At 46.3% G+C, this 26,097-nt stretch carries 24 protein-coding genes; 5 read left to right on the top strand and 19 right to left on the bottom strand.

Annotation, left to right across the window (positions count from 1 at the left end; genetic code table 11):
• Positions 1-38: 38 nt before the first annotated feature.
• The 7 genes from ACO5GU_RS03865 to ACO5GU_RS03835 form a co-directional block, all read right to left on the bottom strand.
• Positions 39-767: a tryptophan synthase subunit alpha gene (locus tag ACO5GU_RS03865; RefSeq protein WP_484930216.1), complete on the bottom strand. Its 729-nt coding sequence runs from the start codon at positions 765-767 to the stop codon at positions 39-41.
• A 9-nt stretch (positions 768-776) separates the two neighbouring features.
• Positions 777-2,057, bottom strand: a complete 1,281-nt coding sequence (gene ulaA / locus ACO5GU_RS03860; RefSeq protein WP_314019512.1) for a PTS ascorbate transporter subunit IIC — start codon at positions 2,055-2,057, stop codon at positions 777-779.
• A 4-nt stretch (positions 2,058-2,061) separates the two neighbouring features.
• A complete protein-coding gene (locus ACO5GU_RS03855) occupies positions 2,062-2,343 on the bottom strand; it encodes a PTS sugar transporter subunit IIB (RefSeq protein ID WP_314008124.1) in 282 nt (93 codons plus the stop codon).
• A gap of 6 nt (positions 2,344-2,349) precedes the next feature.
• On the bottom strand, positions 2,350-4,374 hold the full coding sequence (locus ACO5GU_RS03850) for a BglG family transcription antiterminator (RefSeq protein ID WP_484930214.1): 2,025 nt from the start codon (positions 4,372-4,374) through the stop codon (positions 2,350-2,352).
• Positions 4,375-4,597: 223 nt separating this feature from the next.
• On the bottom strand, positions 4,598-5,269 hold the full coding sequence (locus tag ACO5GU_RS03845) for a transaldolase family protein (protein WP_314019514.1): 672 nt from the start codon (positions 5,267-5,269) through the stop codon (positions 4,598-4,600).
• Between the two features lie 27 nt (positions 5,270-5,296).
• Positions 5,297-6,199: a glycyl-radical enzyme activating protein gene (locus tag ACO5GU_RS03840; RefSeq protein WP_484930212.1), complete on the bottom strand. Its 903-nt coding sequence runs from the start codon at positions 6,197-6,199 to the stop codon at positions 5,297-5,299.
• Positions 6,165-8,486 carry a formate C-acetyltransferase/glycerol dehydratase family glycyl radical enzyme gene (locus ACO5GU_RS03835; protein WP_484930210.1) on the bottom strand — a complete coding sequence of 774 codons (2,322 nt, stop codon included), beginning with the start codon at positions 8,484-8,486 and terminating at the stop codon, positions 6,165-6,167. Before ACO5GU_RS03835 ends, ACO5GU_RS03840 begins: the two co-directional genes overlap by 35 nt.
• 287 nt (positions 8,487-8,773) lie before the next feature.
• Here ACO5GU_RS03835 and ACO5GU_RS03830 point away from each other — a divergent pair, with 287 nt between their 5' ends.
• Together ACO5GU_RS03830 and ACO5GU_RS03825 are read left to right on the top strand one after the other, a co-directional pair.
• Positions 8,774-9,874 (top strand): PTS fructose transporter subunit IIC, encoded by a 1,101-nt coding sequence (locus tag ACO5GU_RS03830; protein WP_484930208.1) that lies wholly within the window; start codon positions 8,774-8,776, stop codon positions 9,872-9,874.
• 9 nt (positions 9,875-9,883) lie between these two features.
• Positions 9,884-10,192 carry a PTS fructose transporter subunit IIB gene (locus tag ACO5GU_RS03825; RefSeq protein ID WP_484930206.1) on the top strand — a complete coding sequence of 103 codons (309 nt, stop codon included), beginning with the start codon at positions 9,884-9,886 and terminating at the stop codon, positions 10,190-10,192.
• 110 nt (positions 10,193-10,302) lie between these two features.
• Here the strand turns inward: ACO5GU_RS03825 and ACO5GU_RS03820 are convergent, their stop codons facing one another.
• From ACO5GU_RS03820 to ACO5GU_RS03770, 11 genes are all read right to left on the bottom strand, one after another.
• Positions 10,303-11,058, bottom strand: a complete 756-nt coding sequence (locus ACO5GU_RS03820) for a DeoR/GlpR family DNA-binding transcription regulator (protein WP_484930204.1) — start codon at positions 11,056-11,058, stop codon at positions 10,303-10,305.
• 118 nt (positions 11,059-11,176) lie between these two features.
• Complete coding sequence (locus ACO5GU_RS03815; protein ID WP_484930202.1) at positions 11,177-12,325, bottom strand: sensor histidine kinase; 1,149 nt, start codon at positions 12,323-12,325, stop codon at positions 11,177-11,179.
• A complete protein-coding gene (locus tag ACO5GU_RS03810; protein ID WP_484918309.1) occupies positions 12,318-12,998 on the bottom strand; it encodes a response regulator transcription factor in 681 nt (226 codons plus the stop codon). Before ACO5GU_RS03810 ends, ACO5GU_RS03815 begins: the two co-directional genes overlap by 8 nt.
• Before the next feature lie 177 nt (positions 12,999-13,175).
• A complete protein-coding gene (locus ACO5GU_RS03805; RefSeq protein ID WP_484930199.1) occupies positions 13,176-13,814 on the bottom strand; it encodes a TlpA family protein disulfide reductase in 639 nt (212 codons plus the stop codon).
• Positions 13,815-13,873: 59 nt separating this feature from the next.
• The gene (locus ACO5GU_RS03800; RefSeq protein ID WP_484918308.1) at positions 13,874-14,794 is read right to left on the bottom strand and encodes a 4Fe-4S binding protein; all 921 of its coding nucleotides are present in this window, start codon (positions 14,792-14,794) and stop codon (positions 13,874-13,876) included.
• A gap of 49 nt (positions 14,795-14,843) precedes the next feature.
• Entirely contained in the window at positions 14,844-15,011 is a 168-nt protein-coding gene (locus tag ACO5GU_RS03795) for a CD1871A family CXXC motif-containing protein (protein WP_484930197.1), read from the bottom strand.
• Between the two features lie 855 nt (positions 15,012-15,866).
• Positions 15,867-16,745 carry a 3-hydroxy-5-phosphonooxypentane-2,4-dione thiolase gene (gene lsrF, locus ACO5GU_RS03790; RefSeq protein WP_484930195.1) on the bottom strand — a complete coding sequence of 293 codons (879 nt, stop codon included), beginning with the start codon at positions 16,743-16,745 and terminating at the stop codon, positions 15,867-15,869.
• A gap of 210 nt (positions 16,746-16,955) precedes the next feature.
• Positions 16,956-18,080: a substrate-binding domain-containing protein gene (locus tag ACO5GU_RS03785; RefSeq protein ID WP_484814577.1), complete on the bottom strand. Its 1,125-nt coding sequence runs from the start codon at positions 18,078-18,080 to the stop codon at positions 16,956-16,958.
• Between the two features lie 45 nt (positions 18,081-18,125).
• Positions 18,126-19,160 (bottom strand): ABC transporter permease, encoded by a 1,035-nt coding sequence (locus ACO5GU_RS03780; RefSeq protein WP_484849826.1) that lies wholly within the window; start codon positions 19,158-19,160, stop codon positions 18,126-18,128.
• Positions 19,160-20,236 carry an ABC transporter permease gene (locus ACO5GU_RS03775; RefSeq protein ID WP_484930193.1) on the bottom strand — a complete coding sequence of 359 codons (1,077 nt, stop codon included), beginning with the start codon at positions 20,234-20,236 and terminating at the stop codon, positions 19,160-19,162. The genes ACO5GU_RS03780 and ACO5GU_RS03775 overlap by 1 nt, the downstream gene beginning before the upstream one ends.
• A 10-nt stretch (positions 20,237-20,246) precedes the next feature.
• Complete coding sequence (locus tag ACO5GU_RS03770; RefSeq protein ID WP_484810579.1) at positions 20,247-21,800, bottom strand: sugar ABC transporter ATP-binding protein; 1,554 nt, start codon at positions 21,798-21,800, stop codon at positions 20,247-20,249.
• A 283-nt stretch (positions 21,801-22,083) separates the two neighbouring features.
• On the opposite strand from ACO5GU_RS03770, the gene ACO5GU_RS03765 reads away from it, so the two are divergent.
• The 3 genes from ACO5GU_RS03765 to ACO5GU_RS03755 all read left to right on the top strand — a co-directional run bounded on the left by ACO5GU_RS03765 (position 22,084) and on the right by ACO5GU_RS03755 (position 25,018).
• Positions 22,084-22,998 carry a sugar-binding transcriptional regulator gene (locus ACO5GU_RS03765; RefSeq protein WP_484846107.1) on the top strand — a complete coding sequence of 305 codons (915 nt, stop codon included), beginning with the start codon at positions 22,084-22,086 and terminating at the stop codon, positions 22,996-22,998.
• Between the two features lie 14 nt (positions 22,999-23,012).
• A complete protein-coding gene (gene lsrK, locus ACO5GU_RS03760; RefSeq protein WP_484930190.1) occupies positions 23,013-24,578 on the top strand; it encodes an autoinducer-2 kinase in 1,566 nt (521 codons plus the stop codon).
• A gap of 89 nt (positions 24,579-24,667) precedes the next feature.
• On the top strand, positions 24,668-25,018 hold the full coding sequence (locus ACO5GU_RS03755) for a cupin domain-containing protein (protein WP_035437342.1): 351 nt from the start codon (positions 24,668-24,670) through the stop codon (positions 25,016-25,018).
• Between the two features lie 148 nt (positions 25,019-25,166).
• On the opposite strand, the gene ACO5GU_RS03750 is transcribed toward ACO5GU_RS03755, so the two are convergent.
• Positions 25,167-26,021, bottom strand: a complete 855-nt coding sequence (locus ACO5GU_RS03750; RefSeq protein ID WP_311139426.1) for a hypothetical protein — start codon at positions 26,019-26,021, stop codon at positions 25,167-25,169.
• Positions 26,022-26,097: the final 76 nt, after the last annotated feature.

Genomic DNA, 26,097 nt, shown 5'->3' with positions numbered 1-26,097 from the left:
TTAAAACGTTTTAAGTTAGAATCTCTAATTCATAAATATTAAGTTGAGCAAATCTCGTCTAAATATCCTTTGATTTCCTCTACATCCCCTTCATTAATTTGCCTAATGAATTCAGAGCCAATTACTGCCCCGTCAGCACCATTTGAAAGCACCTCTTTTATACCCTTATTGTCTTTGATACCAAATCCTACAAAAGCAGGCAAATCGGAAAACTTTCTTAGCCTTTTGATCGTCTCGATATACGCATGCTGACTTGATAAGTCTCCCCCTGTTTTACCTGCAGCTGAGACCACATATGCAAAATGAGTAGACTCGTTGATAGCTTGTTCCATCTCTAAGTCCGACATAGCTTCAGATAATATTCTTACAATTCCTGAGTAATCATTACGGGATTGAACGCCATCAACACAAAGAACTGCATCGTAAATCCAATAGGGCAGCTCTTTAACTTTAAAGTTTTCCAATCCCTCTGCATACGTCATAAGCACAATACGAGAGGAAAAAATCTTCCTGACTTTAGATAGCTCTTCTTTAACAATATCAGCATTCAACATTGGTAATGTTTGCTCATGTGTCTTTTTGATTGTCTCGCCATCCATAAAAGGATTACTTACTGGCAGTCCAATCTCAAGACATCCGATACCATGTCCTTCAATTTCTTGAAGGACATGGTAAAACATTTCCCAATTTGGGTACCCCAGCGGCAAGTACAGCGCCAATTTTCTTGCTAGTTCATTGTGCTCATTACTGCTGGAATACTTTTGCATTAGAGATCCTTAGAATGGAAGGGCGTGAAGAATGAAGCCAAGAAGTGGACCATATACGCAATAGTCGGTCTCAGAGAGAATGCGCATGATTGGCTCATAAGATCCAACAAATGGAAGCAGCAAAGCTTGACCAAAAATAAGAATGAAGCCATTGGCAAGAGAGCCAATTACTGCACCCCTAGCACCACCATGAGCATTACCAAAAATTGCAGTTGCTGCACCAGTAAAGAACGTTGGAATAAGCGCTGGGAAAACAATAATTGGATATCCAACTGCAGCAAGAATTACCATGCCTACAAGTCCAGATAGAAGACTGCAAAGGAATCCAACAATCACGCAGGTTGGATAGCCTGGGAACAGTAGCGGAACATCCAGACCGGGCTTTGCTCCAGGGATAATCTTATCTGCAATACCATGGAAAGCTGGAATGATCTCTGCAAGCATCATTCGAACACCAGTAATAATAACGGTAATCCACATACCAAAGCTAATACCCTGAAGAATTGAATAGACCAAGACGTCCTGTCCTCCAGAAATATTTTCCATAACCCATGTAGGATCTGCAACAATGCTTACGCAAAGGAACAGCAAAGTCATTACCAACGTTAGAGCAATAGTCATCTCACGAAGGAAAGCAAACTGCTTTGGAATTTTGATCTCTTCAAGATCGTGCTCCTTGTTACCAAAAGCTTTCGCGAGATATGTAGAAATCAGAAGACCAGTAGAGCTTGAGTGAGCAAGGGTAATCTCTTCTCCACCTTTAACTCCCTTAATGCAGTGATTGACATATGCGCAAGAGAAGGTCATATAGCAGCCAAGAAGCACTGATCCAACTGCCACAATTCCCCAAAAATCAAGAGGTGTGTTGTACTTAAGTAGGGCGGCAATCAGACCTGCGAAGAAGAATGCAACATGAGCTGAAAGATGAACAAACTTAAATTTTGTAAATCTTGCCAAAAGCAAGTTAATCAAAAATCCGAAAGCAAAAATAAGAGAGAGCTCTGTGCCAAGATCGGTCATATATTCAGCGCTAGCAGTGCCAATATCAGTGGCAGGAACAGAACCATTTCCGAAAGCTTTTCCAATCATTGTTGCCAAGGGCAAAAGCGCCATTCCAAGCGTTTGTCCTCCAACATTGACCATTGTAAAGCCAATCATTGCTTTAATCGCAGATGGAAGAAGCTGACTCCACTGTCTCTTCATTGCAATCATTCCGATTACAACGACTAGTCCAATGATAAATACCGATTGGCTTAGATAATGATTGACGATATAAAGAAAAATCTCCATGACGCTATCCTTCCATCTGATTAATGTGCTGCATTAGCTGCTCTTTTAGATACGCCTTATCCATCATGTTATCGATGCGAATTATTGGAACAGAGTTATCCCTCAGTGCATCAGCAAAGTCTGATGTGGTAATAATCAAATCATATGCAGAAGGATCTACAGAGCCGATGTCGGACGCATCAACAGTTCCGTCAATTCCTTCAGCATCTAAAATTTGCTGAGTAAAGAGCCGCATCATCATGCTGCTTCCAACACCAGCGCCACATACTGTTACAACCTTGATCATAATTGCCTACCTCCTACTTGTAATTGCAATTACTTCAGCAGCTTTGTCTGCTTTTAATATCTTTTGGACATTTTCTTCATCACTTAGAAGCTCTGCCAAATCTGCAAGCGCGTTCAAGTGGGTTTGATGATCAATCGCGCAAAGAGCAACCACTAGCTGAACAGGGTCATTCTTTGGGTGACCAAAATTTACTGGCTGCTCAAGGGTGATAAGCGAAAAGCCAATACCTAGAGCGCCTTCTTCTGGTCTTGCATGAGGCATTGCGATACCTGGGGCAATAACAATATAAGTTCCGTTGATTCGGACATTTTCTATCATTGCCTCAATGTACTCTTCCTTTGCAACACCTTTTTTAACTAGTAATCTTCCAGCCTCTCTAACTGCATCATCACTATCTTTGGCACAATAATGTGTCTCAACTAAGTCTTCTGTAAGGACCTCTTCTAGCATTGGGAAATACCTCTCTTCTTTATCTTGTTTAGGTAAAAAACCTAAATACTCTGCAAGTTTTCGCTTTAAGACCTCTTCATCAGATTTACTGAGAGAAACCGTTTGTGAAACAATAGACGTAATTTCATCTGGGGAAATAGTTCTTTCGCTTACTCTGAGAACATTTTCTATTTTTCTTTGATCTTTTAAATCAAACTGAGGAGAGACTTCAACAACCTTGACGTTCTTATACGTAAAAGGAAACGTGCTGACAACAAAATCAACGCTGTTACTTTCCAGCCATTTCTGTGCTTCATTAGATCCAAAAGTTCCAAGTACTGAAACCTCGTACTTTGACTCTAGCCTTGAAGAAACTATTTCGGATGTAGCCACACCGGCGTGGCACACCACGATAACCTTAGGTCTTAGCTCAATAGGCTTTTTTGTTCTTTCCTGAGAGGCCATGAAGAACATAGTAAGAAATGCAATTTCGTCTTCAGAAAAAGATATCGAAAGCCCTTTTTCCAAAACAGAAATTGATTCAGTTGTTGCTCTATATAAATCTTCAAACTCATTTATCACATAATTTAAAAGCGGATTGTATATTGCCTCTCCACTTACAGCACGCCAATATGCAGGTCTTAGGTGATTAAGTATGCTTTCAAATAGCTTGTCATCATTAGAAAAATTTGATGACGCGACCAACTGATCCATTTTATCGATGAATTCAGAAACTAGAATTCTCAACCTAATCCAGTTTTCGGAGATGTAATCGCTCATCCCAACAACAGTTGATTCTCTAAATTTTGCTGAAAGGAAGTACAGCTCGTCCTCTGTAATATCTTCACCATATAGTTCTTTTAAATAACCTATGCATTTATTTACTGCACCGTATTCAGGACTGCCCAGCAAATCCTCTTTATTAATGTTGCTAGGAAGGTCGAGTTGCTTATTTTCTTTAAATCTTTCAGCAGATACAAGCATGTAAGCAATTAATCTTTGCTGAGCATTTTCCGAATATTCAACTTGAAGACAATTTGATATTTCATCTATCGAGTTCTTTATTTGATTGAGCTGTTCAGCATCTTGCTCACTTATAAACGCATATAAATACGGCCAGTCTTTTGTCAAATAATCAGCGAAAAGACCTCTTATTTTGAATTCATTACCTGTGACTGACATACCTCTGAAAGGAGTGGTGTCTAAATAGATGTCACTTCCAATGAAATTCCTTTTAATTTCATCCAAATCCCTCTGGATTGTATTTTTTGAAACCCCAATAACTTGCTGAAGTTCTGAGATTGAAATCTCCTTTGCCCACAAGATAACAAGGTCGAGAATGACTCGCCTTCTCATTTCTGGATCAAGATAAAAAATATCGTCTTTTTTTACCAGCTCTGAAAACTCAATTTCAACTGGGGTTTCATATATCAAAATACCTCTAGTATTTTGAATTGGGGCGTGACCTTGAGCAACCAAGAGTTGATTCAAAGTAGATAAGTCTTTATATACAGTTCGAGAGGATACATCGTGCTGAGCTGCAAATTTCTCAACAGAAATTTGTTCAGCTCCTCGGCACAATATATTAAATAGATTTTCCACTCGACTTTTCATTTTATTTTCACCTCATAATTAGGTTATATGCCGTTCCAAGCTCGAACAAATATCATTTTATTCATCCGCTTTGAAACAAATGGGAAGCTTCTTATATATCAAATTATTAATCATTTTTTATTTATCTTGCCTTTTAGCTGATAACAATAAGGCCTCGATGATTACTCATCGAGGCCTTATTCCCTTACACTAAAATATTTGTTAGAAAGCCTTATCCCAGCAGGGTATTCCTACCGTAAGCTTCGCGCCAAGCAACGGAGAACTCATCAACAGCGATCTTTGTTCCTGGGTGGTCAATCATAGTAAATACAACCTCTGGTGGAACGGTTACAGATTGGATACCGGCGGCAATAAGAGCATGAACCTGCTCAACATTTTTGAAGGAAGCTGCAATAACCTTGGTATTCTCGAACCCCTGAGTCTCAAGCATCTGAAGTAAATCCAGTACCTGGCCAATGCCGTCACCGTAATTACACATACGGTTAACATAAGGAGCCAGGTAATCTGCACCATTCATTGCTGCAAGGAATGCCTCATCAGCAGAATAGATAGCGGTCGCAAGAACGCCAAGACCCTCAGACTTAAGTTGCTTAATTGCCTTATAACCGTTGTGGGTAACAGGAATCTTTACATAGGTGTTCTTTGGACGAAGGCTGCAGATGTAACGAGCTTCCTCAAGCATCTGCTCATAGTCAGTTGAAACAACCTGAACAAAAAACTTCTGCTCTGGGCGAAGGTACTCAACAAACTCCTTAATAACCTGCTCTGGTGTCTTACCACTCTTGGTAATAATCGAAGGGTTAGTTGTAACGCCCTCGATGGTCAAAAGTTCATCGAGCTGTTTAACTGCCTCAAGATCTGCTGTGTCCAAAATAAATTCCATGCTTAACTCCTTTATATATTTCGACGATTACTCACCGTGTCGAACCACTTTTAAACCAAAGCTTTTATACACGTTCTCAATATCAGAAAGCTCGCTCTCCGTAATTAACTCATTATCTGCACACTCATATGTCATCCCTAATGATTCATACTTTCCTTCACCTAGCTTGTGAAATGGCAAAAGATCAACCTGCTTAATCCCATGTGCACAAATTACCTCAGCGTTACTTTGTGCGTTTACAATTGACGCAGTATATCCAGGGATAAGCGGAACGCGAGCAATTACCGTCGCTCCGAGCCTCACAAGTGCACGGATATTCTCGTCCCTTACGTCTGTGTCAATGCCAGTAACCTCAATGCTGCGCTCTTTATCAGCAAGCTTGAAGTCCACCAAAAATACATCACAAACGCGTGCCAGCCTTTCAGCATCAACAAGCGGAACAGCAAGTGTTGTTTCAAGTGCCGTATTAATGCCTTTATCTTTGCATCCCTGCAACACGTTCATAACATACTCTTGGCGCTTGCTACCTGCAAGACATTCTCCGCCGGAAAGCGTAATTCCCCCATCGCTCTCGTCAAAGAAGACCTTGTCTCTTGATAGCTTATCAACGAGGATGTCTACTCTGTGTTCAGTGCCTTCAAACCTTTTAGCACCGGTTGGGCACTCAGAAACAGGAGTATCACAAGGGCATCCATTTGCATCCAGACGGCCATCTTTTCTAACCGAGCAACCAATACATAAGCTCTTGTGAAAAGAAATCTCCTGCTCGAAGGAAAGATTCTCTGGGTTACAGCACCAGGGGCATCTAAAAGGACATCCTTTTAGAAAAGCAACCGTGCGTATTCCTCCACCATCATGGAGAGAATATCTCTGGATATTAGTGACTATGTCGCTCTTACAGCACATGTTCCGTCCGGTTGATGATGTCATCTTGGATCGCCTTAGACAGTTCAACAAACATAGCGCTATATCCTGCAACGCGAACTACTAGGTTCTGGTACTTCTCAGGATGCTGCTGTGCATCAAGAAGCGTTGCACGATCCACAACGTTGAACTGAATGTGCTGTAGACCAAGGCGAGAAAAACTACGAAGGTATGCAGAGAGCTTCTTTAGTCCCAGTTCGCCCTGAAGAACGGAAGGAGAGAACTTAACGTTGAGCAGGCTACCGTTGGTGTCCAGCTCGTTTTTGAGTTTGCTAACCGACTGAAGGCTTGCAGTTGGACCGTTCTTATCGCGACCAACCATTGGAGAAAGACCTCCATCAGCAAGCTGTTCCCCCGCAACGCGTCCGTCTGGAGTTGCACCGCATGCTGCGCCTAATGGAACATGAGCAGAAACGGTGTAGCTGCCAGGTTGGAAGAATCCACCGCGAACGTTCTGGTACTTCTCGACTTCTCTTCCGTAGAACTCCAAGAACTCAGAACCAAGAAGGTCAACCTCGTCATTATCGTTTCCGTACTTTGGATAATTATTGATAAAGGACTGACGGGTCTTCTCGTCACCCTCCGCTGACCAGTTGCGCTTCAGAAGCTCAATAAGCTGCTGATAGGTCATAACAGGTTCAATGGAGTTGCCGTTTTCGTCCTCACCAAAGATGACGCGCTTGATAACAAGCAGGGAGTCTGCAAGATTTGCCGTACCAACACCCTGAACGCCAGATGGGTTATAACGAGCACCGCCATCGGTGATGTCGCGACCGGTCTTAAGACTGTCGTGAACCAGTATAGAAAGGAGAGGTGTTGGCGAAGTCTCCTTATGAGCCTGATCACAAACGTTACAGCCATCAACCATTAGGCCGACATACTCTGCAATAGTTTCTTTAACTGCCTGTTTGAGGCCATCAAAAGATGCAAAGCCCTCTGGATTGCGCTCAAGAGTAATCTCCAGGCAGCGGACCATATTGAACATAGAAATGTCATGCAGGCCGTACATTCTTCCTGGAATAGAGAGCTCAACACAGCCTACAACTGCATAGTCACGAGCGTCTTCTTCAGAAACACCACGAGACACGAAGGATGCGATGTTGACCTCGTCATTAAAGACCTGAGGGATGCCGTCGCCCAGACGAATGATCTCTCCAGATTTCTCCAGCAAAGACTCTGGGGTACCCTTATGCATTCTCAGCGAAAGGTTCGGCTGTGGTAAGCGAGTATCTTTCTGCACGTCAAGAAGCAAATAAGAAAGCTTACTGGCGCAGTCATTTCCTTCGCTGTCGACGCCGCCAACTACAAGATTAAAGCCGCTTGGGAAGCCCGCAAAGAACTGGGCAGAATCGGTAGAGCGCAGGAAAACAATTGTATTTGTCTTAAGATAGAAGCACTGAATAAGCTCACGCAGGAACTCTGGACTCTCACCCGCAGCAAGGCTTGCCTCATAGAATGGTGCAAGATACTGATCCATGCGTCCAAGAGAAATAGAGCTTGCATTACTCTCGTGCTGAAGTACAAGCTCGGTAATCCAAGTGAGCTGCAGAGCATCATAAAAATCACGAGCTGGTTCTGTTGCGATGTGGTGCAGAATCTCCGCAATACGATCGAGCTCCTGAGCACGAGCCTCAGAAGGAGCACTTTCTTTTGCCTGAAGCACTTCTGCCTCGTAACGTTGTACGTAGGCAATCGTTGCCTTAAGTACAATAACAGCCGCTGCATAGAAGTCATTCTCGCCATCCTGAGCAAGTTTCTGCTCAGCCCCTGCAAGAAGAGCATCAAAACCGTTCTGTAGCACCAAAGGGAAATCGCAAATGATGTGACCCTGACCCTTATCAGTCTGAGCGACCGAGAAAATACGAGTCTTCTGTGCCTCAGCTAGATTCTCAGCAAGATGAGCCTTATACCAATCATTCAGCGATTTATTTGTCCAGAAAGGATAAAGCACCTCTTTGTAATAAGTCTTATCCTCCTCAGAAATCTCAAAACGATCCTGCTGTCTAGTTGGGAATTTGTCCAACTCATCCAGAATCCAATAAGGCGACATTTCTGGAGAGACAACACCTGCTCGAGGTGTATCTGTCCTATTACCGACGAGAAGATCATAGTCATCAAGAACAATCTTGTGGTTTTCTAGCAGATGCTTAAATGCCTTTGCTCGTCTAATTACAGGTGCTTCACCCTGCGTTTCTTTGTAACTCTCCATATAAAGACGGGCGCGTTCCATGGTCACCTGGCGTGGCTGAGCAAACAAGGAATCCTTAATAGCTTGCGTGCGCTGAGATAACATTAACTCCCCCTTAAAGTTCGAAATTACCATTGATTGTATTTTGTTTCTTCCGTATTTTCAATTGTTTTGTATTGATTTTCTATTTTTCCGACCAAAACAATAATAATGAATACCGTCTAGCGTTATTTATAGGCCGTTCACGACAAAGTTTATTTACATGTCAATTATTCATTGACGCATTTCGACTGTATTTCTATATTATTTCGGTGAAAACAATACACAATAATACGGAGTCAAGGCGTTATATACGCTAAAGCAATAAAGAATCATTAGTAAAGGAGAGCCTAATGGAAGCTAAAGACTCAACAAGTCAGGCTAAAAAGATTCAGCAGTACCTGATGAGTGGTGTTTCATACATGATTCCTGTTGTAGTTACAGGTGGCGTTCTCTACGCTGTAGCTGCAATGCTTTCAATGAACACCATTGCAACTGAGAGTGCAGTCAAAGCATCAAACATTGTTGTTGATGTTCTCAGCCAGATTGGTGGCGTTGGACTTGGCCTTATGGTTCCAGTTCTTTCTGCATTTATCGCATTCGCAATTGCCGATCGTCCTGGTATTGCTCCCGGTCTTATTTGTGGCCAGCTAGCAGTTAACGTTGGCTCCGGCTTCATCGGCGGCATTATTGCTGGCCTTCTCTGCGGCTACCTTGCAGCAGCACTCAAAAAGGTCAAGCTGCCAAAAGCAATGCAGTCTCTTCTCTCAATCATGATTGTTCCAATCTGCACTTCCTTGATTGTTGGAACAATTATGATTTGCGTTGTTGGCACTCCTTGCGCATGGCTTCTTACCACCCTTACTGTTTGGCTTTCTAGCATGAACGGTACAAGCGCAGTTATTGTTGGTGCTATCTGTGGTGCAATGATTGCATTTGACCTGGGCGGTCCAATCAACAAGGTTGCATACTCCACCGGCGTTGCTGTTGTTGGCACCGAGGTTCTTGCTGGACACAATGCACAGTTCTTTGGCCCTATTGCAATTGCCATCTGCCTTCCTCCAATTGCGGCAGGTATTGCCTCTTACGTCTTCAAGAAGAAGTTCACCGAGGCTGAGCGTGACGCAGGTATTGGTTCTATCGTCATGGGTATGTGCGGCATTACCGAGGGTGCAATTTCTTACACCACCGCTGATCCAGCACACATGATGCCAATTAACATCGTTTCTAGTGCTATCACTGGTGCTATTGCTGGCGCTCTTGGCGTTTACTGCAACGCTGCTTGGGGTGGTCTAGTAGTTCTTCCTGTCACTTCTGCTGGCACTTACCTGGTTTCCCTTGCAATCGGTATTGCAATCTATCTTGGCCTTGTTGCGATATTCAAGAAGGATATCACTGAGGAGTCCGCCAAGACTGCAGCAGATGACGATGTCGAGATTACTATCGAGTTCTAAGGAGCGGCTATGAAGATTTTAGCTGTAACTGCTTGTCCATCTGGCGTTGCTCACACATACATGGCAGCTGAGGCTCTGAAGAACGCTTGTGCAGCAGAGCAGATCGAGTGCAAAGTAGAGACTCAGGGTTCTATTGGCATCGAGAACGCTATTACCGCTGAGGATCTTGCTGGCGCAACAGCAGTTGTTCTTACCACTGACATGCCCATCAAGGATGTCGAGAGGTTTGCTGATCTTCCAAAGATTAAGCTTCCTGCAGCAACCGTTATCAAGTCTGCTCCTGCAATTATCGCAAAGGTTAAGTCAGAACTTGGCTAGGCAAAGCTGGTAAATAGCCTACAGCACAGGCAAAATTACATGCAGAACATGAACCCCGCTTGAATTTATCAAGCGGGGTTTGTTTTAGAGATTATGTTGTGGATTCTAATCTACTTACAAATCACGTCAAAGGCAGCAAGCTGATCTTTGAGCTTCTCCGTCAACTTATCTGTAATTACTGTCGTAACATCATCGAAGTGCGCAAAGGCATAACTTCCCGATGAACTGAATTTCTCATGATCAACCATAAGAATAACCTGAGAGGCCGTCTTGATTACCTGGCGCTTAACGGCTCCGTCGTCAATATCGTAGGTGAGAAGTTCACCCGTATCCAAGTTAATGCCAATAGCACCCATGAACACCTTATCAAAATGATATGACTCGAGTGTCTGAATTGCCGCCGATCCGTAAAAGCTGTTGAGCTCATAGTTAACGGTTCCACCGGTCGAAATAACCTTGATGGCAGGATTTCCACTCAGTGCTTGTAGAATGTCAATCATATTGGTAATGACCGTCATGTATTTAGTGCCAGCAGCGATTTTCTCTGCCAAGGCGATATTAGTTGTGGAAATGTCCAGGTAGACGGTCTCACCTGGCTCAATGAGCTCATAAGCCTTGTCTGCAATAATGCGCTTCTCGGGGATCTTGGTATTGATGCGAGTGCTGATATTCCAGTTAGGCTGGACCGATGTGCTGATAGCACCACCGTAAACACGCTTTAAAAGACCCTGACCGTCAAGGTGCTTAAGGTCTTTCCTGATGCAGTCTTCAGTAACGCTAAACTTTTCTGAAAGCTCAATTACTGTAGCTCTTCCGTTTGTATTAACGAACTCCACAATCTTATCTTGGCGTTCTTTTAAAAACATCATTTCTGCCTTTGAACAGGTATTATTATGTAGGACAATTGTACCCTGTATTGACTCATAGCATTCTGTCTTATTTTGTCCTGTCTCCAAACGGCAGCACCGATAAAGTATGTAGAAGTTAGTCAAAATCTATTGAATTAACCAGCGGAATCCTAATGGTAAATACAGAACCCTGAGGGTTGTTTTCAGAGACTGTTATGGAAGCTCCATGTCGCTTTAAGATAGTTTTAACCAGCGAGAGACCAATACCCGCACCGCCAAACTCTCTGGATCGTGACTTATTCACCCTGTAGAACGGCTCAAATACAAGTTCTCTTTGCTCAGGAGCTATGCCTACTCCTGTATCGGCAATTATAATCACGCCTTCTTGACCCCTGGTTTCTAGAGTAATGTTGACTGAACCTTCTTCATTGTTATAACGAATGGCATTTTCAACCAGGTTGTAAAGAGCTCGATATAGCAGGTTGGTATTTCCTTTAACGATAAAGGTCTGTGCTTCAGATTGAGTCATGGACTGTTCGTCAATCTGCATGTTGATCATATTATTTTGAGCAACCGATTCAAGATCATCCACGACCGTTTTAATTACTGAATCAAGAGAAACGTCCTCAACCTCTCCTAGCTCAGATGTCTCCGCAAATTCCAAAAGGTCAGTGATGATGGAAGATAGGCGGTCAATGTATGTCTCTATCGTAGTTACAAGCTCGTCATATTCATGCTGTTCGCGTTTCTTTTTCTTAAAAACATCCAGCTTGGTTCTTAGCACTGCAATTGGCGTTCTAAGCTCGTGAGCTGCGCTAGCCGAGAAGCGCCTCTGCATTGCAAATGCTTCATCTAGTTGCTCAGTCATCTGATTAAATGACTTAACCAGCTCTTGAATCTCTTCTCCACCGCCTTCAATTGCAATGGAATCAGACAATGTATTTGGACTAATTTCTTTCATGTGAGCAGAGAGTTGTTGAACTGGCTTGGTATAGTGGCCAATTAAAAAGTAAGCTACACAGCTTCCTGCAACAATCACAACAAGCAAGATACCCAGCGCGTCAAACAAAATAGAGCGTTCGATAGCATCTACATCCAAAACGATAGAAAGGGCTCCCTGATTGATGGCGTTGGCTGCCGCTAGTTCCAGCAGCTCAGAAGTCGAGCGATACACAAGCCAAGTCAAAACAACGCAACAGCACACCAATAAACCCACCATAAAAAGGGTGAGCTGGGCGCGAATTGACTGCATTGGCTTTGGGATTATTTCACTTATCTTAGTCATCGCTGTCCCTCTTAAAGCAATAACCCTCTCCTACTTTGTTAGAAATTGGGTCATATCCAAGAGCTTCTCGTAACTTTTTTCGTACTGAAAAAATGTGAACACGCACAGAATTGCTGAATAAGTCCACGTTGCTGTCCCATGCATGAGTCATGAGCTCTTCACTGCTCACAACCGCTCCAGCATGTCGCATCAGATACTCTAGAATTGCGAGCTCTTTCTTGGTGAAATTAACCTGAGCGTCTCCAACAAAAACTTGTCGAGCCGTAGTGTCAAACCGAAGTTCTCCCAACGTCAAAGACGCTTCTCCATGCGTATATTCGCGGCGCAAGAGTGTCCTCATACGGGCCTCGAGCTCACCAAACGCAAAGGGTTTTATAAGGTAGTCATCAGCGCCCGCATCTAATCCAACAATGCGATCAGATACCGATGACCGCGCAGAAAGAATCAATACTTTAGTCTCTGAGTGCTCTGCACGCAGGGCGCGTAGCAAATCAAGCCCATCGATACCAGGAAGGTTGAGGTCAAGTAGAATCAGGTCATATTGTTCAAGCTGAGCCATTTCAAGAGCCTGAGTGCCGTTGTCAACAAGATCAACGTAATAACCGTCCAGCTCAAGCCCCTCTCCAATAGAGGCAAGAAGCTCTTTTTCATCTTCCACTACAAGGATTTTCAATTCTTCCCTTTCAAATGCAGCTTGATGCTATTTGCAAGTATTAGAGTACGCCTGGGCCAAGCTCAAGTGACTCAGCCCAGGCGTACTTCTACAACACTACAAATGCTAACCGATTGAACCCTACGGCGAGAAGTTCTTCTCGCCGTGTGCCGTGAGCGGTATGTAAGTTTCTATAACCTACTTTGCTTGAGCGAGAGCCTGGTCAACGCGCTTTTGAAGTTCGCTACCCTGGAGCTTGTTGGCTCCACCGGTGATTGGATCGCCCACGAGTCTACCGTTCTGATCGATGACCATAGTAGTTGGGAACGCTGTTAGGCCTTCGATAACGTGGCCGCCGTCGCTATGCGGATCAAGAGCGACGTTTCCATAGGTAACGCCCTGCTTCTGGAGAATATTCACAGCCTCCTTCTTAGCGTCGTCTGTATATGCGGCTTCAGCGTTGACACCCAAGACATTGACACCTTTGTCCTTATAGGTATCAGCAAGTTCTTGAAGCATTGGCATCTCCTGAATGCAACCAGTACAGCCATTGAACCAGAAGGTCAAAACAGTGACCTTATTCTGTCCAAAGACGGTGTTGTCATAGGTAGCGCCAGTAGTGATATCTGTTGCCTTAAAATCTGGGAAGGTATCACCGTCTTTGAGGTGCAATTTTGATGCTGCCTCAGGTGGAACTGCAGCGGAATTCTGCTGCTCGGCAGTTGGAGCGGTTGTTGTGCCTGTGTTGCCAGTGCCGCCGACGCTACATCCAACAAGCGCAACTGCCATAAGTAGGCCGGCGACATACGTCAGAGATTTTGTTACGAATTTTTTCATTTCATAGTCCTTTCTGTCTTTTCTACGTACGAAACGTAGCTATACACGTTTTATGACACTTACTTTATTGAGCTTGTCGCCTGTAGATCAGCCAAGTGCTTTGCTGTAGCAACCTTTTCCGACTGCTCAATTTTCTTGTTGATTAACAGGAGTTTTGCATCAATCGCATGAACGGGACATACCTTTATGCACTCTCCACAGCGAATGCACTCAAGAGCTGCGTTATTCTTCGTAATATCTACGTCCATCTTGCATGTACGCGCACACTTTCCGCAGCTTACACAGGTCTTCTCGTCAACTCGATACTGCAAAATTGAGATGCGATTGAACAGAGAATAAAAAGCCCCGAGCGGGCAAATCCATTTGCAAAAAGGACGATAAAACATGATGCTCAACAGTACGACAGTTGCCAGAATGCTGAACTTCATCGTAAAAAGTGTGCCCAGAGCTGCCCTAATGCTGACATCTGCTAAAGAAAGCGGAATTGCTCCCTCAAGAATTCCCTGTGGACAAACATACTTACAGAAATAAGGCTCTCCCATTCCTACGGCATTTTGAATCAAAGCTGGTAGAGCCCAGACAAGCACAATTAATATGACGTACTTCAAGTAGCGCAAGGCTTTGAGCTTTTTAGTGCTAAATTTTTTTGGGAATGGAATCTTGTGGAGAAGATCTTGTACCCAGCCAAATGGGCAAAGAAATCCGCAGACAAACCTGCCCAGCAAAGTTCCAATAAGAATCAAAATGCCCGTAATGTAATACGAGAAGCTGAATTTAGAAGATCCAACTACCGCCTGAAATGCTCCAATGGGACAAGCGCCCGTAGCTGCTGGGCAAGAATAGCAATTAAGCCCAGGAACACAGACTGACTTTGCAGGACCAGTATAGATAGTTCCCTTAGCAAAATTTGTTAGGTGAGGGTTGGTCAGAAAGGTTGCGCATGCCTGTACAAAACCTCTTTTAGTGATAAATTCTCGCACTTTCTTTCCAAGAAATTTTATCCCTGAGAGCACTTTCACCGCAGGTCACCTAACCAATACCTACACACTCAAGGCAGATTCGTACCGCTTTTCCCAATACGACACTAACCTCTCCGCGAGAAGCGCCATAGACTACAAATGCACATCCTAGCAGCAAAAATAGAATAGGTAGGATACGTAGGCGGCAGCTCCAGCCGCAAGTTTGCTTTGATTTCATAGATACTCCCTTCTCCTGGCTCTAGTACAACAGAAGGGGTGTTAAATCGCTGTTAAGCTGATTTAAATTTTCCGGAAAGGGTTACAAATAGCTGCACAAATATCTTTTGGATTTCTACGAATGTCATGGCAATGACATGGCAATAGCTCTTAAATACATCTTGAATGTGATTCAAGTGTGACCCAAAAGTTGCCATGAAATTTTTTATATAAATCTCCGAACTTATAAAATATGCAATCACATAAAATCGCAGGTACATAGCTTGCGAAAAAACGGGCTTTCTCGTCATCGACTCAGGAGGCAAATTTCGGACCTCCAAAACACACCTAAGACAGATAATCTGTCAAAAAGACGTATACATTACGCTGAAAATACCTCAAACGTGCAGATTATCTTCATTAGGTGTGTAATATGCCCGCAATTGTGCAGAATATCTGTCATAGGTGTGTTCCTTAGAAGCGGAATTTACCCATAGTTAAATTCTTTATATTTCTCTATTCATTATTCAGCATATTAAATATAGTTTATGCATATAAATGTATATCGGTTAGTGAGACCACCTAGCCGTCAGGCAAGATGCTCTAGTTTTCTGGTTATCGTGGTTAAAAGCTAGGCGATCCCCAGCGAGACCTACCAAAGCTGCACTGTTTTGCGCGCCAAGCTTAAAGACAATGCTAACACGCTACAGAAAAAAGCTGGTAATCCGAAAGGATTACCAGCTCAAGGTCAGTATGTTTCTCGCCACATGAGAAAACCACGTGTGATCAGCGCTTTTACGCCCGGAGGTCGTGCGGGCTCGCACCCGTCGTACCTGCGACAATGCCGCACTTGGAGGTCGCGTGGACCTGTGCGCGCTTAGTGGGTTGCGTCCTCGAAGAACTCCCATGCCTGAGCGTCGGTTGCGCCCTCGTGAACGATCATGCGGACAGCCTCAGCCATCTGCAGAGGATGGGTGCTCTGGAAGATGTTGCGGCCCATGTCAACGCCGCGCGCACCCTTGCGGATAACGTCGTATGCAAGGTGCAGAGCGTCGCGCTCAGCAAGCTTCTTGCCACCAGCGACAACAATTGGAACTGGGCATGCTGCAACAACTTCCTCGAAGCCCTCGCAGTCGTAGGTCTTAACAATCTGGCAGCCCATCTCAGCAATGATACGGGTTGCAAGCTTGAAGAAGCGACCGGTGCGCTCCATGTCCTTACCAACAGCGCAAACGCCAAGGGTAGGAATGCTGTAGCGGAAGCCAGCGTTGATAACCTGGCTCAGGTTATCGATGCTGGAGAGCTGGCCATCAGCGCCGATGAAGGTCTGAACAGCCATGCAGTCTGCGTTCATACGGATAGCGTCCTCGATGTCAACAGCGATAACCTCGTGAGAGAGGTCTGCCTGCAACATAGAAGAACCAGAAGAAACACGAAGAGCGATGCCCTTAGAAACCTCAGGAGAAACGCAGGTCCTGATTGCGCCACGGGTTCCCATGAAGCAGTCAACGTAAGGAGCAAGCTGTGGAAGCAGCAGGTCAAGACGCTCGAGACCAGCGGTTGAACCCATGAAGTAACCGTGGTCAAATGCGAACATTACAGTGTTGCCGCTCTTTGGATCAAAGATGTTGGAGAGGTGCTTCTGCATACCCCAGTCGAGGTTGTTTGCACCCTTTACATAAAATCCCTGATTGTTAGCAAAAGGAGTGTCTACGTGATAATCCTTAGCTACTTTCAATCCGTCCAGATCTGCCATGAAAATCCTTTCAATAAAACCTTAAAGCACGCAGAGGAGGCGCCTTCTTCGGCGAAGCTGCCTCGTAAGAGAACGCGCTTCTTGGACGCGCCTCTTTGGGCGACCGCCCTAGGAAGACCACTTCCCTCTGCGGCTGAATTACCTCATAAGCTGGCGAGAAGATCGGTCTTCTCGCCAGCCGCAAACTTACGCCGTGAACTTACGCCTTGATTAGAAGGAGTAGTTGTTCATGTTCTCCTTGGTGAAGACAAGGCGCTCAGGAAGCAGGACAACGCCGTTGTTCTTGTCGCCAGTCTTTGCGCCCTCGGCGATGGAGTCGTTAGGCTCAACCTTAACATCGCCAATGCTTGGGATGGAGATGGTGTCGCCAACCTTGACCTCGTTACCAGCTGCAAGGAATGCTGCAACGTAGCAGCCCATAGCGCCCTGAACTGCGCAGTCCCAGAGGCCCCAGTTGTAGATGGTGCCGTGCTCGCAGTAGGACTTGATGGACTGTGGAGAAGCAAAACCGGTGATGGTGATCTTCTTTTCGTCGTAGCCCTTGTTCTCTGCAGCCTGGAGCTGACCAGGAAGAGCGGTGGAGTCGTTGCAGATGATTAGGTCGATATCTGGGTAAGCGTCGAGAATTGCCTCACCAATAGTGATTGCCTGCTCAGCGTCCTGGTTGGAGTAGTAGTTCTCGTGGACGTTCTTCCACTTAGGATACTTCTCCTTGATGATCTTCTGTGCAGCTACCTGCCAGGAGTTCTGGTCGGTAACGGTTGCCTGGGAGTAGTGCCAGACGTAGGTGATCTCGTCCTTCTCTGGGTCCTTGCCGCGCTCCTTGAGGCCAGCAACGCCCATGTCAACAAGCATCTGACCAAGGATCTCTGGAGTACCCTGGGAAACCATGAGGGTACGATCCTCTGGGTTAGCGTCGGAGTCCCAAGTGGTAACTACGATACCAGCAGCGGTTGCCTTCTTCAGTGCGTCGGAAACGCCCTTTGCGTCAACGGTGGAGATGCTGATTGCGTCTACGCCGTTAGCAACTGCCTGGTTGATGACGGAAACCTGAGCGGAAACGGAAGCGGTTGCGTCGCCGATGTAATCAACGGTGAAGCCCCACTCCTTGGACTTGTCCTGTGCGCCCTTATTTGCGGACTCGAAGAATGCGTTACCGGTGACCTTAGGAATAAATGCTACGGTCTTACCCTTGACGTCTCCGCCGCCCTCGGACTTCTTGGTCTCTTCCTTCTTCTCGCCACCACCATTATTGCAGCCTGCCAGAGCGAGGCCAGCGCTAACTGCGGTGATACCAGCGGCACCAATAAAACCACGACGAGTAATCTCTTGCATAGGTAACCTCCCTTGTCTGTGCCTAAGGCACAATTTCCCCAAAGCTTATGCCTTGGCTTTACTGCTGCTAGAAAGCAGCGATTTCAAAAACGTACCAATATTTGTTCCGCTTGCTGCCGATCGAGCAACGATGACAACAACCAGCAGGACACCAACAGGAATATCCAGGTACTGTGGGCTTACCTTGAAGCACAGTGGCAAGCCGAAGCGCAGGAATGCAATGACAAACGAAGCAAGCGCGGTACCAACGATGGAGCCCTTACCACCAGTGGAGAGCGTGCCGCCCAAAACAACTGCGGTGATGATGTCCATGGTAAGGTCAGCGCCAAGGTCGGACTTAGCGGTACCCAGGTAAGCGGTCAGAACAACACCTGCAATAACAGCGGAAACTGCGGTGAGCATGTAGGTGGACATGATGACTGCTCGGCTGTTAATGCCGGAGAACTCAGCTGCACTCTGGTTAACGCCAACCAGGGTGATGCGACGACCATACTTGGTCTTGTGCAGCAGAATAAATGCGACGACCAGCATCAGGATGTAGATAAGAAGCTGGAATGGGATGACGCCAAAGAGCTGGAAGTTAGATACAAACTTGAAGTCCTCGGGGAAGCCACCAATTCCCTGGTAGCTCTCGGTCTTGGAGAGCGTGGAGATGAGCAGCGCCAGACCGGAGTACAGGAAGCTGCCGCCTAGGGTAACAACCATTGCTTGCACTCGACAGTACGCAATCAAGAAGCCCGAAAGCGCGCCACAAGCAACAACCAGGACAAAGGCAACACCCACGGCGCCCCAGATAGGAAGACCAAAGTCCTGCCAGCCAACGCCAATGGTGATGGACGTGAGGCCAACCAGGGAAGCAACCTGAATGTCGATACCGCCAGTAACCATGACAAGCGTTACAAAGAGCGAAATCATAAAGACTGGCAGGTTATCGTTAATGCTGGTAAACAGCAGTGCTGGACGCAAGAACTTGCCATTTGCAGCACCAAAAATCACAAACTCAAGTACCAGCAGGCCAATGAGGATCATGTTCCAACTTGTCTGACCCTTGGACAAGAATCCCTTAAGCGTCTTCATCATTAGCGAACACCGCCCTTCTTACCCAAAGGGCTCATAGCTGTCTCACCAAAGTCTGCAATCTGCTCTGCAAGAACCTCAGAAGTTGCCTTTGGAGAAACACGTGCGTTCAGACGGGCATGTCTGTTCTGAACAATGGAGCGGTGCTGAAGCAGAGCGTCCACAACAACAATGACAATCAGGATGACACCGGTAATTGCGTTGTCGTAATTTGACGAGAAGCCCATGAAGACCAACAGGTAGCTGATGGATGCCATGATGACGGAACCGACAGCTGCACCAAGGACGGAGCCAACGCCACCAAGCAGACTAACGCCACCAAGAACGCAGGCTGCAATAGCCTTCATCTCGTAGCCGTTACCGCTCATTGGGGTAACAAAGCCAATACGGCTGCAGAAGATAATGCCGCCGATAGCTGCCATAACGCCGCAGATGACGTATGCCAGAATCTTGGTCTGAAGAGCTGGGATACCAACCAGGGTTGCACCGTTAGCGTTATCGCCAACTGCTGCAAACCAGCGACCACGACGGGTCTGGGTTAGTGCAAAGTGAATCAGAATAACCAGTGCGATAACTGCGCAGTAGTAAACCGTGAAGTCACCAATACCGGTTACTGCCGAGAAGTCCTTGAACTCCTTAGGAAGGTTCTCAACCCACTGACCATTGGTGTACACGTAAACAATACCGCGTAGAACACCGTTGGTACCCAGGGTAAAGATGAGCGATGGAGCCTTCATAACGGCAACGCCCCAGGCGTTGACCAGACCAATTGCTACACCAATAAGAATACCTACCAGGCAAGCAACAGGAAGTGGAGTTCCATCTCTGAGCATGCTGCCAACTACTACAGCAACAAGACCCAGGTTGGAACCAACAGAAACGTCAATCTCACCAATGAACAGGGTGAAGGCCACACCAACAGCGACCAATGTGTAGACAACGGACGTGTTAAAGCAGGCAGCAATTGTTGCAGGTGTCAAGAATGCGGGATTCATTGCACCAACAATAATAAAGAGAGCAATCAGAAATGCGAGGCTGCTCAGTCCCCTAGCCTTGAGAAGGCGCTTTACAAGATCCATACGTCACCTCCTACAATCCAAATGCAGCGGACATGAGGTTGTCCTGCGTAATTTCTTCTTTTTTGAACTCGTGATTAATGCGTCCCTGGTACATGGTGAACGCACGGTCTGCAAGCTCAATAATCTCTTCCATGTCAGAAGAAATCAGAAGAATAGAAACACCTTGCTTACGGAGCTCCTGCAGAACAGCGTATACATCGCCACGAGCAGCAGCATCAATACCACGAGTTGGCTCGTCCAAAATAACAACCTTTGGAGCAACCGAGAATGCACGGCCAATAACAATCTTCTGCTGGTTGCCACCAGAGAGGCCGCCTACCTCCTGATCAAGGCCTGTGACCTTGGTGCGGAAGTTATCAACGTAGTTCTGAGAAACCCTATCCTCTTCTTTGCGGTTGAGCAGCAGCTTACCCAGGGAAGAGTTGGCAAGCAGAGAGCTTGTGGTGTTCTCGGCAACGTCACGAATTCTAAACAGACCGTCGTTAAAGCGATCCTCTGGGACATAGCTCAGACCTGCAGCAATAACGTCCTTGGTGGACTTGCCGGTAATGTCTTTGCCATCGACAAATACCTTGCCGCCCAAAACCTTATCCATACCGTAAATGGTGGTAGCCATCTCTGATCTACCAGCACCAACGATACCCGCAAGACCAACAATCTCGCCTGGATAAATGTTGAGGTTTACGTCGGCAAAGCCATAGCCGGTGAACTCAGCAAGTTCAAAGATTGGCTCTGCGTCGTAATCAATGTTTGCGCTCTCGGCAATCTCTTTCTTAATCTCTGCTGCGTCTGGTGGAAGAAGTCCGCGTACAAGATCTTCTCGCGTAAAGTCCTCTACCTTGCCGCGCATAGCCATAACGCCGTCGCGCAGAATACCAATGCTGGTAGAAATCTCAAAGACCTCTGCCAGGCGGTGCGTGATGTAAATGATGCCAATGTTTTTCTGCTTGAGCTCCTGGACTACCTTGAAGAGGCTCTGTACCTCGTCAAAGGTAAGTGCAGAAGTTGGCTCGTCAAGAATAAGAATCTCGGAGTGACGCATAAGACCGCGGAGAATCTCAACCATGCCCTGCTCAGCAATGGAAAGCGTCATTGCCTTGCGGTCCAGGTCAAGCTCCCAGCCAATCTCTTTCATGGTGTCTTCGAGCATCTTGTTGAGCTCTGCCTTAGGAGCCTCAAAACCAATGGTGATGTTCTCTCTAACGGTCATGTTAGGGAACAGCATTGGCTCCTGAGGAACCATATAAATACTGTGTGCAAGCGCGGCCTTAGGGTTGGAGATATCAACCTTTTGACGATCGATAGAAATTTCTCCCTCATCGGCAGAGTAAATACCCATGATGATCTTCATGAGGGTAGATTTACCGGAACCGTTGCCACCAATAAGAGAGATGACCTCTCCAGGCGCCAAATCTAAGTTAATGCCTTTTAATACCTCGTTGGAACCAAATGACTTCTTGATTCCGCGGACGGAAAGAAGTGTGTCGCACTGCTCGCACACATCTTTTCCTTCAGGCGACTTTGGGTCAGTGGCATCGATATCGATGTCAAAAGTTTCACCCATAGTACCTCCTACCAAAAATAACAAACGGCCGTACAAAATCTCACACTTTGAAGATATCTATAAATAGGCATTCTTCAAAGCACCGTCACGGCAAACGGTATTATTACTGCCGTGAATGGTATTTTTGATTGTATCATGAACAATAGTCCGCAATACCTCTATACGCAATTATGGTATTTGTAGTATATCTTCCTGTTAATAGGGAGAATAATTACTATAATGAAGTCTAGTATGTTAGATACAAATGTTTTATCATTAAACAAAAGTATCAACAGGAGGATGCATGGACGAACAAACTTATGCACTAGCCACCAAGGCTGCATGGTATTACTACATGGAAGATAACACCCAGGCTCAGATTGCTGAAGTCATGGGCGTTTCTCGTGCAAAAGTTATTCGTCTGCTTGAGGAAGCTCGCGCTCAGGGCATTGTTCAGTTCAGCTTCAGAAAGAACGATAGCCAGCGCGTTTCCGCAGAACAGCTCCTTATTGACCGCTTTGGCCTCAAGGATGCTTTTGTGGTTCCCACTCCCCTGGACAGCTCTGCAATCAACCAGTCTATTGCTCAGGGTGCAGCTCACTACGTCTCTGATCACCTGCGCGAGGACGGCTACCTCAACATTGGCTACGGCGATACCGTCAGCCGCATGCTGGGGTTTCTCGCCAAGAACCGCGAGGAGTCACTCAACGTTGTTAGCCTTACGGGCGGCGTGAGCTACTACCTGCCATCCGTTGGCACAACCGCCTACTCCATGCACCTGTTCCTGACGCCGTCTCCACTTGTTGTCTCTTCTCGCCAAGTGCGCGATGCACTTCTTGACGAAAAAAGCCTGCAAGACGTGTCCACTATGACGGAATATGCAGACATGAGTGTGGTTGGCATCGGCGCTGCAGTTGAGGGCGCTACCGTTTTGCGCAACGGCATCCTGAACGAGGGCGAGTTGACCGTGCTTAAAATGCAGGGAGCCGTCGGCGACGTCCTGAATCACTTTATGGATAAAGACGGCAACCTTATTCAGACAGAAATTGAGGATCGCGTCATTAGTACCGATCTGGACAAGCTTCGCCAGCTCAAGAACGTTGTTGGCGTTGCTGGTGGCAAAGATAAAGTTTCGGCAATTAAGGCAGTACTTAACGGCGGCTATCTGAACGTGCTGATTACGGATTCAGACACCGCTGCTGAGCTGCTTCTTTCGTAAACAAGGAGGATCTGATGAGCAAGTATCTTCTTGCACTAGACGCGGGAACAGGAAGTATTCGCGCCGTTCTCTTTAGTGTTGACGGTGAGCAGGTTGGGGTTGCTCAGCGCGAGTGGGAGCACCACGAGGACCCTCGTTGGCCTGGCAGCATGGACTTTGATTGGGTTGCTGACTGGCAGCTTGCTCTGGACTGCATTAAAGAGGTTCTGGCAAAGACCTCCATTAATCCTAAAGAAATCGCTGGTATTTCCACTACTTGCATGCGCGAGGGCATTCTCCTGTATGACCAGGACGGCAACGAGATTTGGGCGTGTGCTAACGTTGACGCTCGAAGCGTTGACGAGGTCAAGCAGCTCATTGATATGGATCCAGAGCTTGAGAAGAAGATTTACCAGAAGAGTGGTCAGACCTATGCATTAGGCGCTCTGCCTCGTCTTCTTTGGGTTAAGAACAAGATGCCAGAGATCTACAACAAGGCAGCCAAGATTGGAATGTTCAACGACTGGCTTGCTTACAAGCTCACCGGTATTCTGGCGGTTGAGCCATCAAACGGCAGTACCACCGGCATCATGAGCTTGGAAGAACGCGCTTGGGATCCAGAGATTGCAAAGGAGTGCGGTCTTCGTGATGATCTCTTTGGCCAGGTTATCGAGTGCGGAGAAGTTCTTGGCACTGTAACTGCAGACGCCGCAGCAGAGACGGGCCTTGCCGAAGGTACACCTGTTGTTGTCGGCGGCGGTGATTGCCAGCTGGGCATGATTGGCGTTGGCGCTTGCGAGCCTGGCCAGGCTGGCGTTTTTGGTGGTAGCTTCTGGCAGTACGAGTTCAACACCGATAAGAGCACTCCGGACCCAGATTATCGCGTCCGTGTAAACTGCCACGCTATTCCACAGATTTGGCAGTACGAAGCTCTGGCATTCAAGCCTGGTCTGGTTATGCGTTGGTATCGTGACGGCTTCTGCCAGGCAGAAAAGGCCGAAGCAAAAGAGCGCGGCATTGATGACGTGTATGAGATCATGAACGAGCGCGCTGCAGAGATTCCTGCTGGTAGCCACGGTATGCTTTGCTGCTTCAGTGACGTTATGAACTACATCCACTGGATCCACGCAAGCCCAACGTTCACCAACTTTGAGCTTGATCCAGAGCGTTTCAATAAGTACACCTTCTATCGCGCAATTTTGGAGAACACCGCCCTTCTCGTCCGCGGCCATATTGAACTGGTCAAAGAAGCTACGGGCAATGAGCCAAGCGAGCTCATCTTTGCAGGTGGCGCTTCCAAGTGTTCTCTGTGGGCACAGATTGTTGCCGACGTTACCGGCAAGAACGTTCGCATTCCAGAGGTCAAAGAGGCAACTGCTCTGGGCGCCGCTGTTCTTGCAGGCTACGGTGTGGGCATCTACCCAAGCATCGCTGAGGGTGCAAAGCGCGTTGTTAAATGGGATAAGACATTCTCCCCCAACCCAGACAACAAGGCTGTTTACGACCAGCTGTATGTCCAGTGGAAGGATGTTTACAAGAGTCAGCTTGAGCTTGCAGAAGAGGGCAAGGTCAAGAGCATGTGGAGAGCGCCTGGTCTGTAAACGCCGGGACTCCACCGCGCCGCGGTTACGCGTGGCACGCAAAAAGAACGTTTGGTCGCAGTACAAGTTGCGCCTGAAAGGAAAGCAAGATGTTTATTGTCAACGAGAACGATTTTGAGTATAGGTGCGGAGATCACGGCCCTAAGTACCTGATGAAGGGCCCTCGCATGAACTATGCCATGGTCCAGTTCCAGCCAGGCCAGGATTTCCAGGCCCACTACCACAACATCATGGAGGAGAACTTCCACATCCTTCAGGGTAAGATTGACATTGTGGTAGACGGCGAGGTTCACACCCTCTCGGCTGGCGACTTCATCCACATTGAGCCCGGCGAGGTCCACTACGTCAACAACCCTTATGACGAGCCCATCGTTATGGTCTCAACCCTTGCTCCTTTCCAGGAGGTCGACAAGGTTGAGGTAGAGAACCCTACCTACTAAGATCAACATCTGGCGAGAAGATCGTTCAAGTGCATCGTTCTTCTCGCCAGCGCAAACTAAAAGAGGACTACCTGGTGGTAGTCCTCTTTTTTGAATCTCTAGACGGCATGATGTCAGACCACAATCAGGTAGCGCAGCCCATGTGTTTTTAACACCAACAAATAGGATGTTTTGTTTCTATAGATGCTACAAGGAGGTTCCTAATTTTATTTAGCCTCCAAAAATGACCGGTTTCTTTGAAGTCTAAAGTTGCCTTTTGAACAGAAAAGCTTCTTAAAACAGAATTGTCTAATTCACTATCAATTGGACCTGGTAAAGTCATTTTAAAGTTTGACGCACTGTTATTTGAATCATCACAAAAAACGACCACCTTATGCGTCTGCTTAAAATCATCAGCTGGAATCTGGCAAAAATGGTCAGCGTAAAATATACGTGAAGGCTTAAGCTGATGGAAATACATTGCGTCCTCTGTGAATCCATAATCAATATATTTGTCACTGTAAAGACAAAAACCGTCATCCACCGCGCAGGAGATAAGAACTTTATTCGTCTCCTCATCAATGAGCTGATATCCCGGGATCTTTGAATGCTCTTCTATGAATCTATCAAGTTCATCAAGGGTAGGCTGCGCTTTTTCAACTGGATAAACACCTCCATTGCCATCAGGAAGCATATTATTTAACAGAGGATACTTTGACTCGCCCTCATCTGAACTTAAAACTGCACCAATGCTTAACAAGCCGCAAAAATTACCAACTCTTTCGGAACAAATTTCACCATCTTCATGCTCGCAGGCATTATATGTCCAATCAACAAAATCACGCTCTAGGTCTCCATAGAGCTCCTCAAACTGTTCAGAGCTAAGCTCTTTACGCTTCTGATCTAAAAGCTTTGAACAGATAAACTCTTCATCATCAATGTAAAGGTCTTCAAAAGGTATTGGACCGGGTTTAAGTTTTCCCTCTTCAAAACACCTGCAACGAACAAACGCATCAAGACCCATTACAACTCCTTTCTCTGTTGCAACAAATCTAAATGCTTCCGAAATTTCACGTGTCCAACAAAGTGGACACTAAGGG

Source organism: Lancefieldella sp., assembly GCF_057237245.1.
This window is presented reverse-complemented; position numbering and strand designations above follow the sequence as displayed.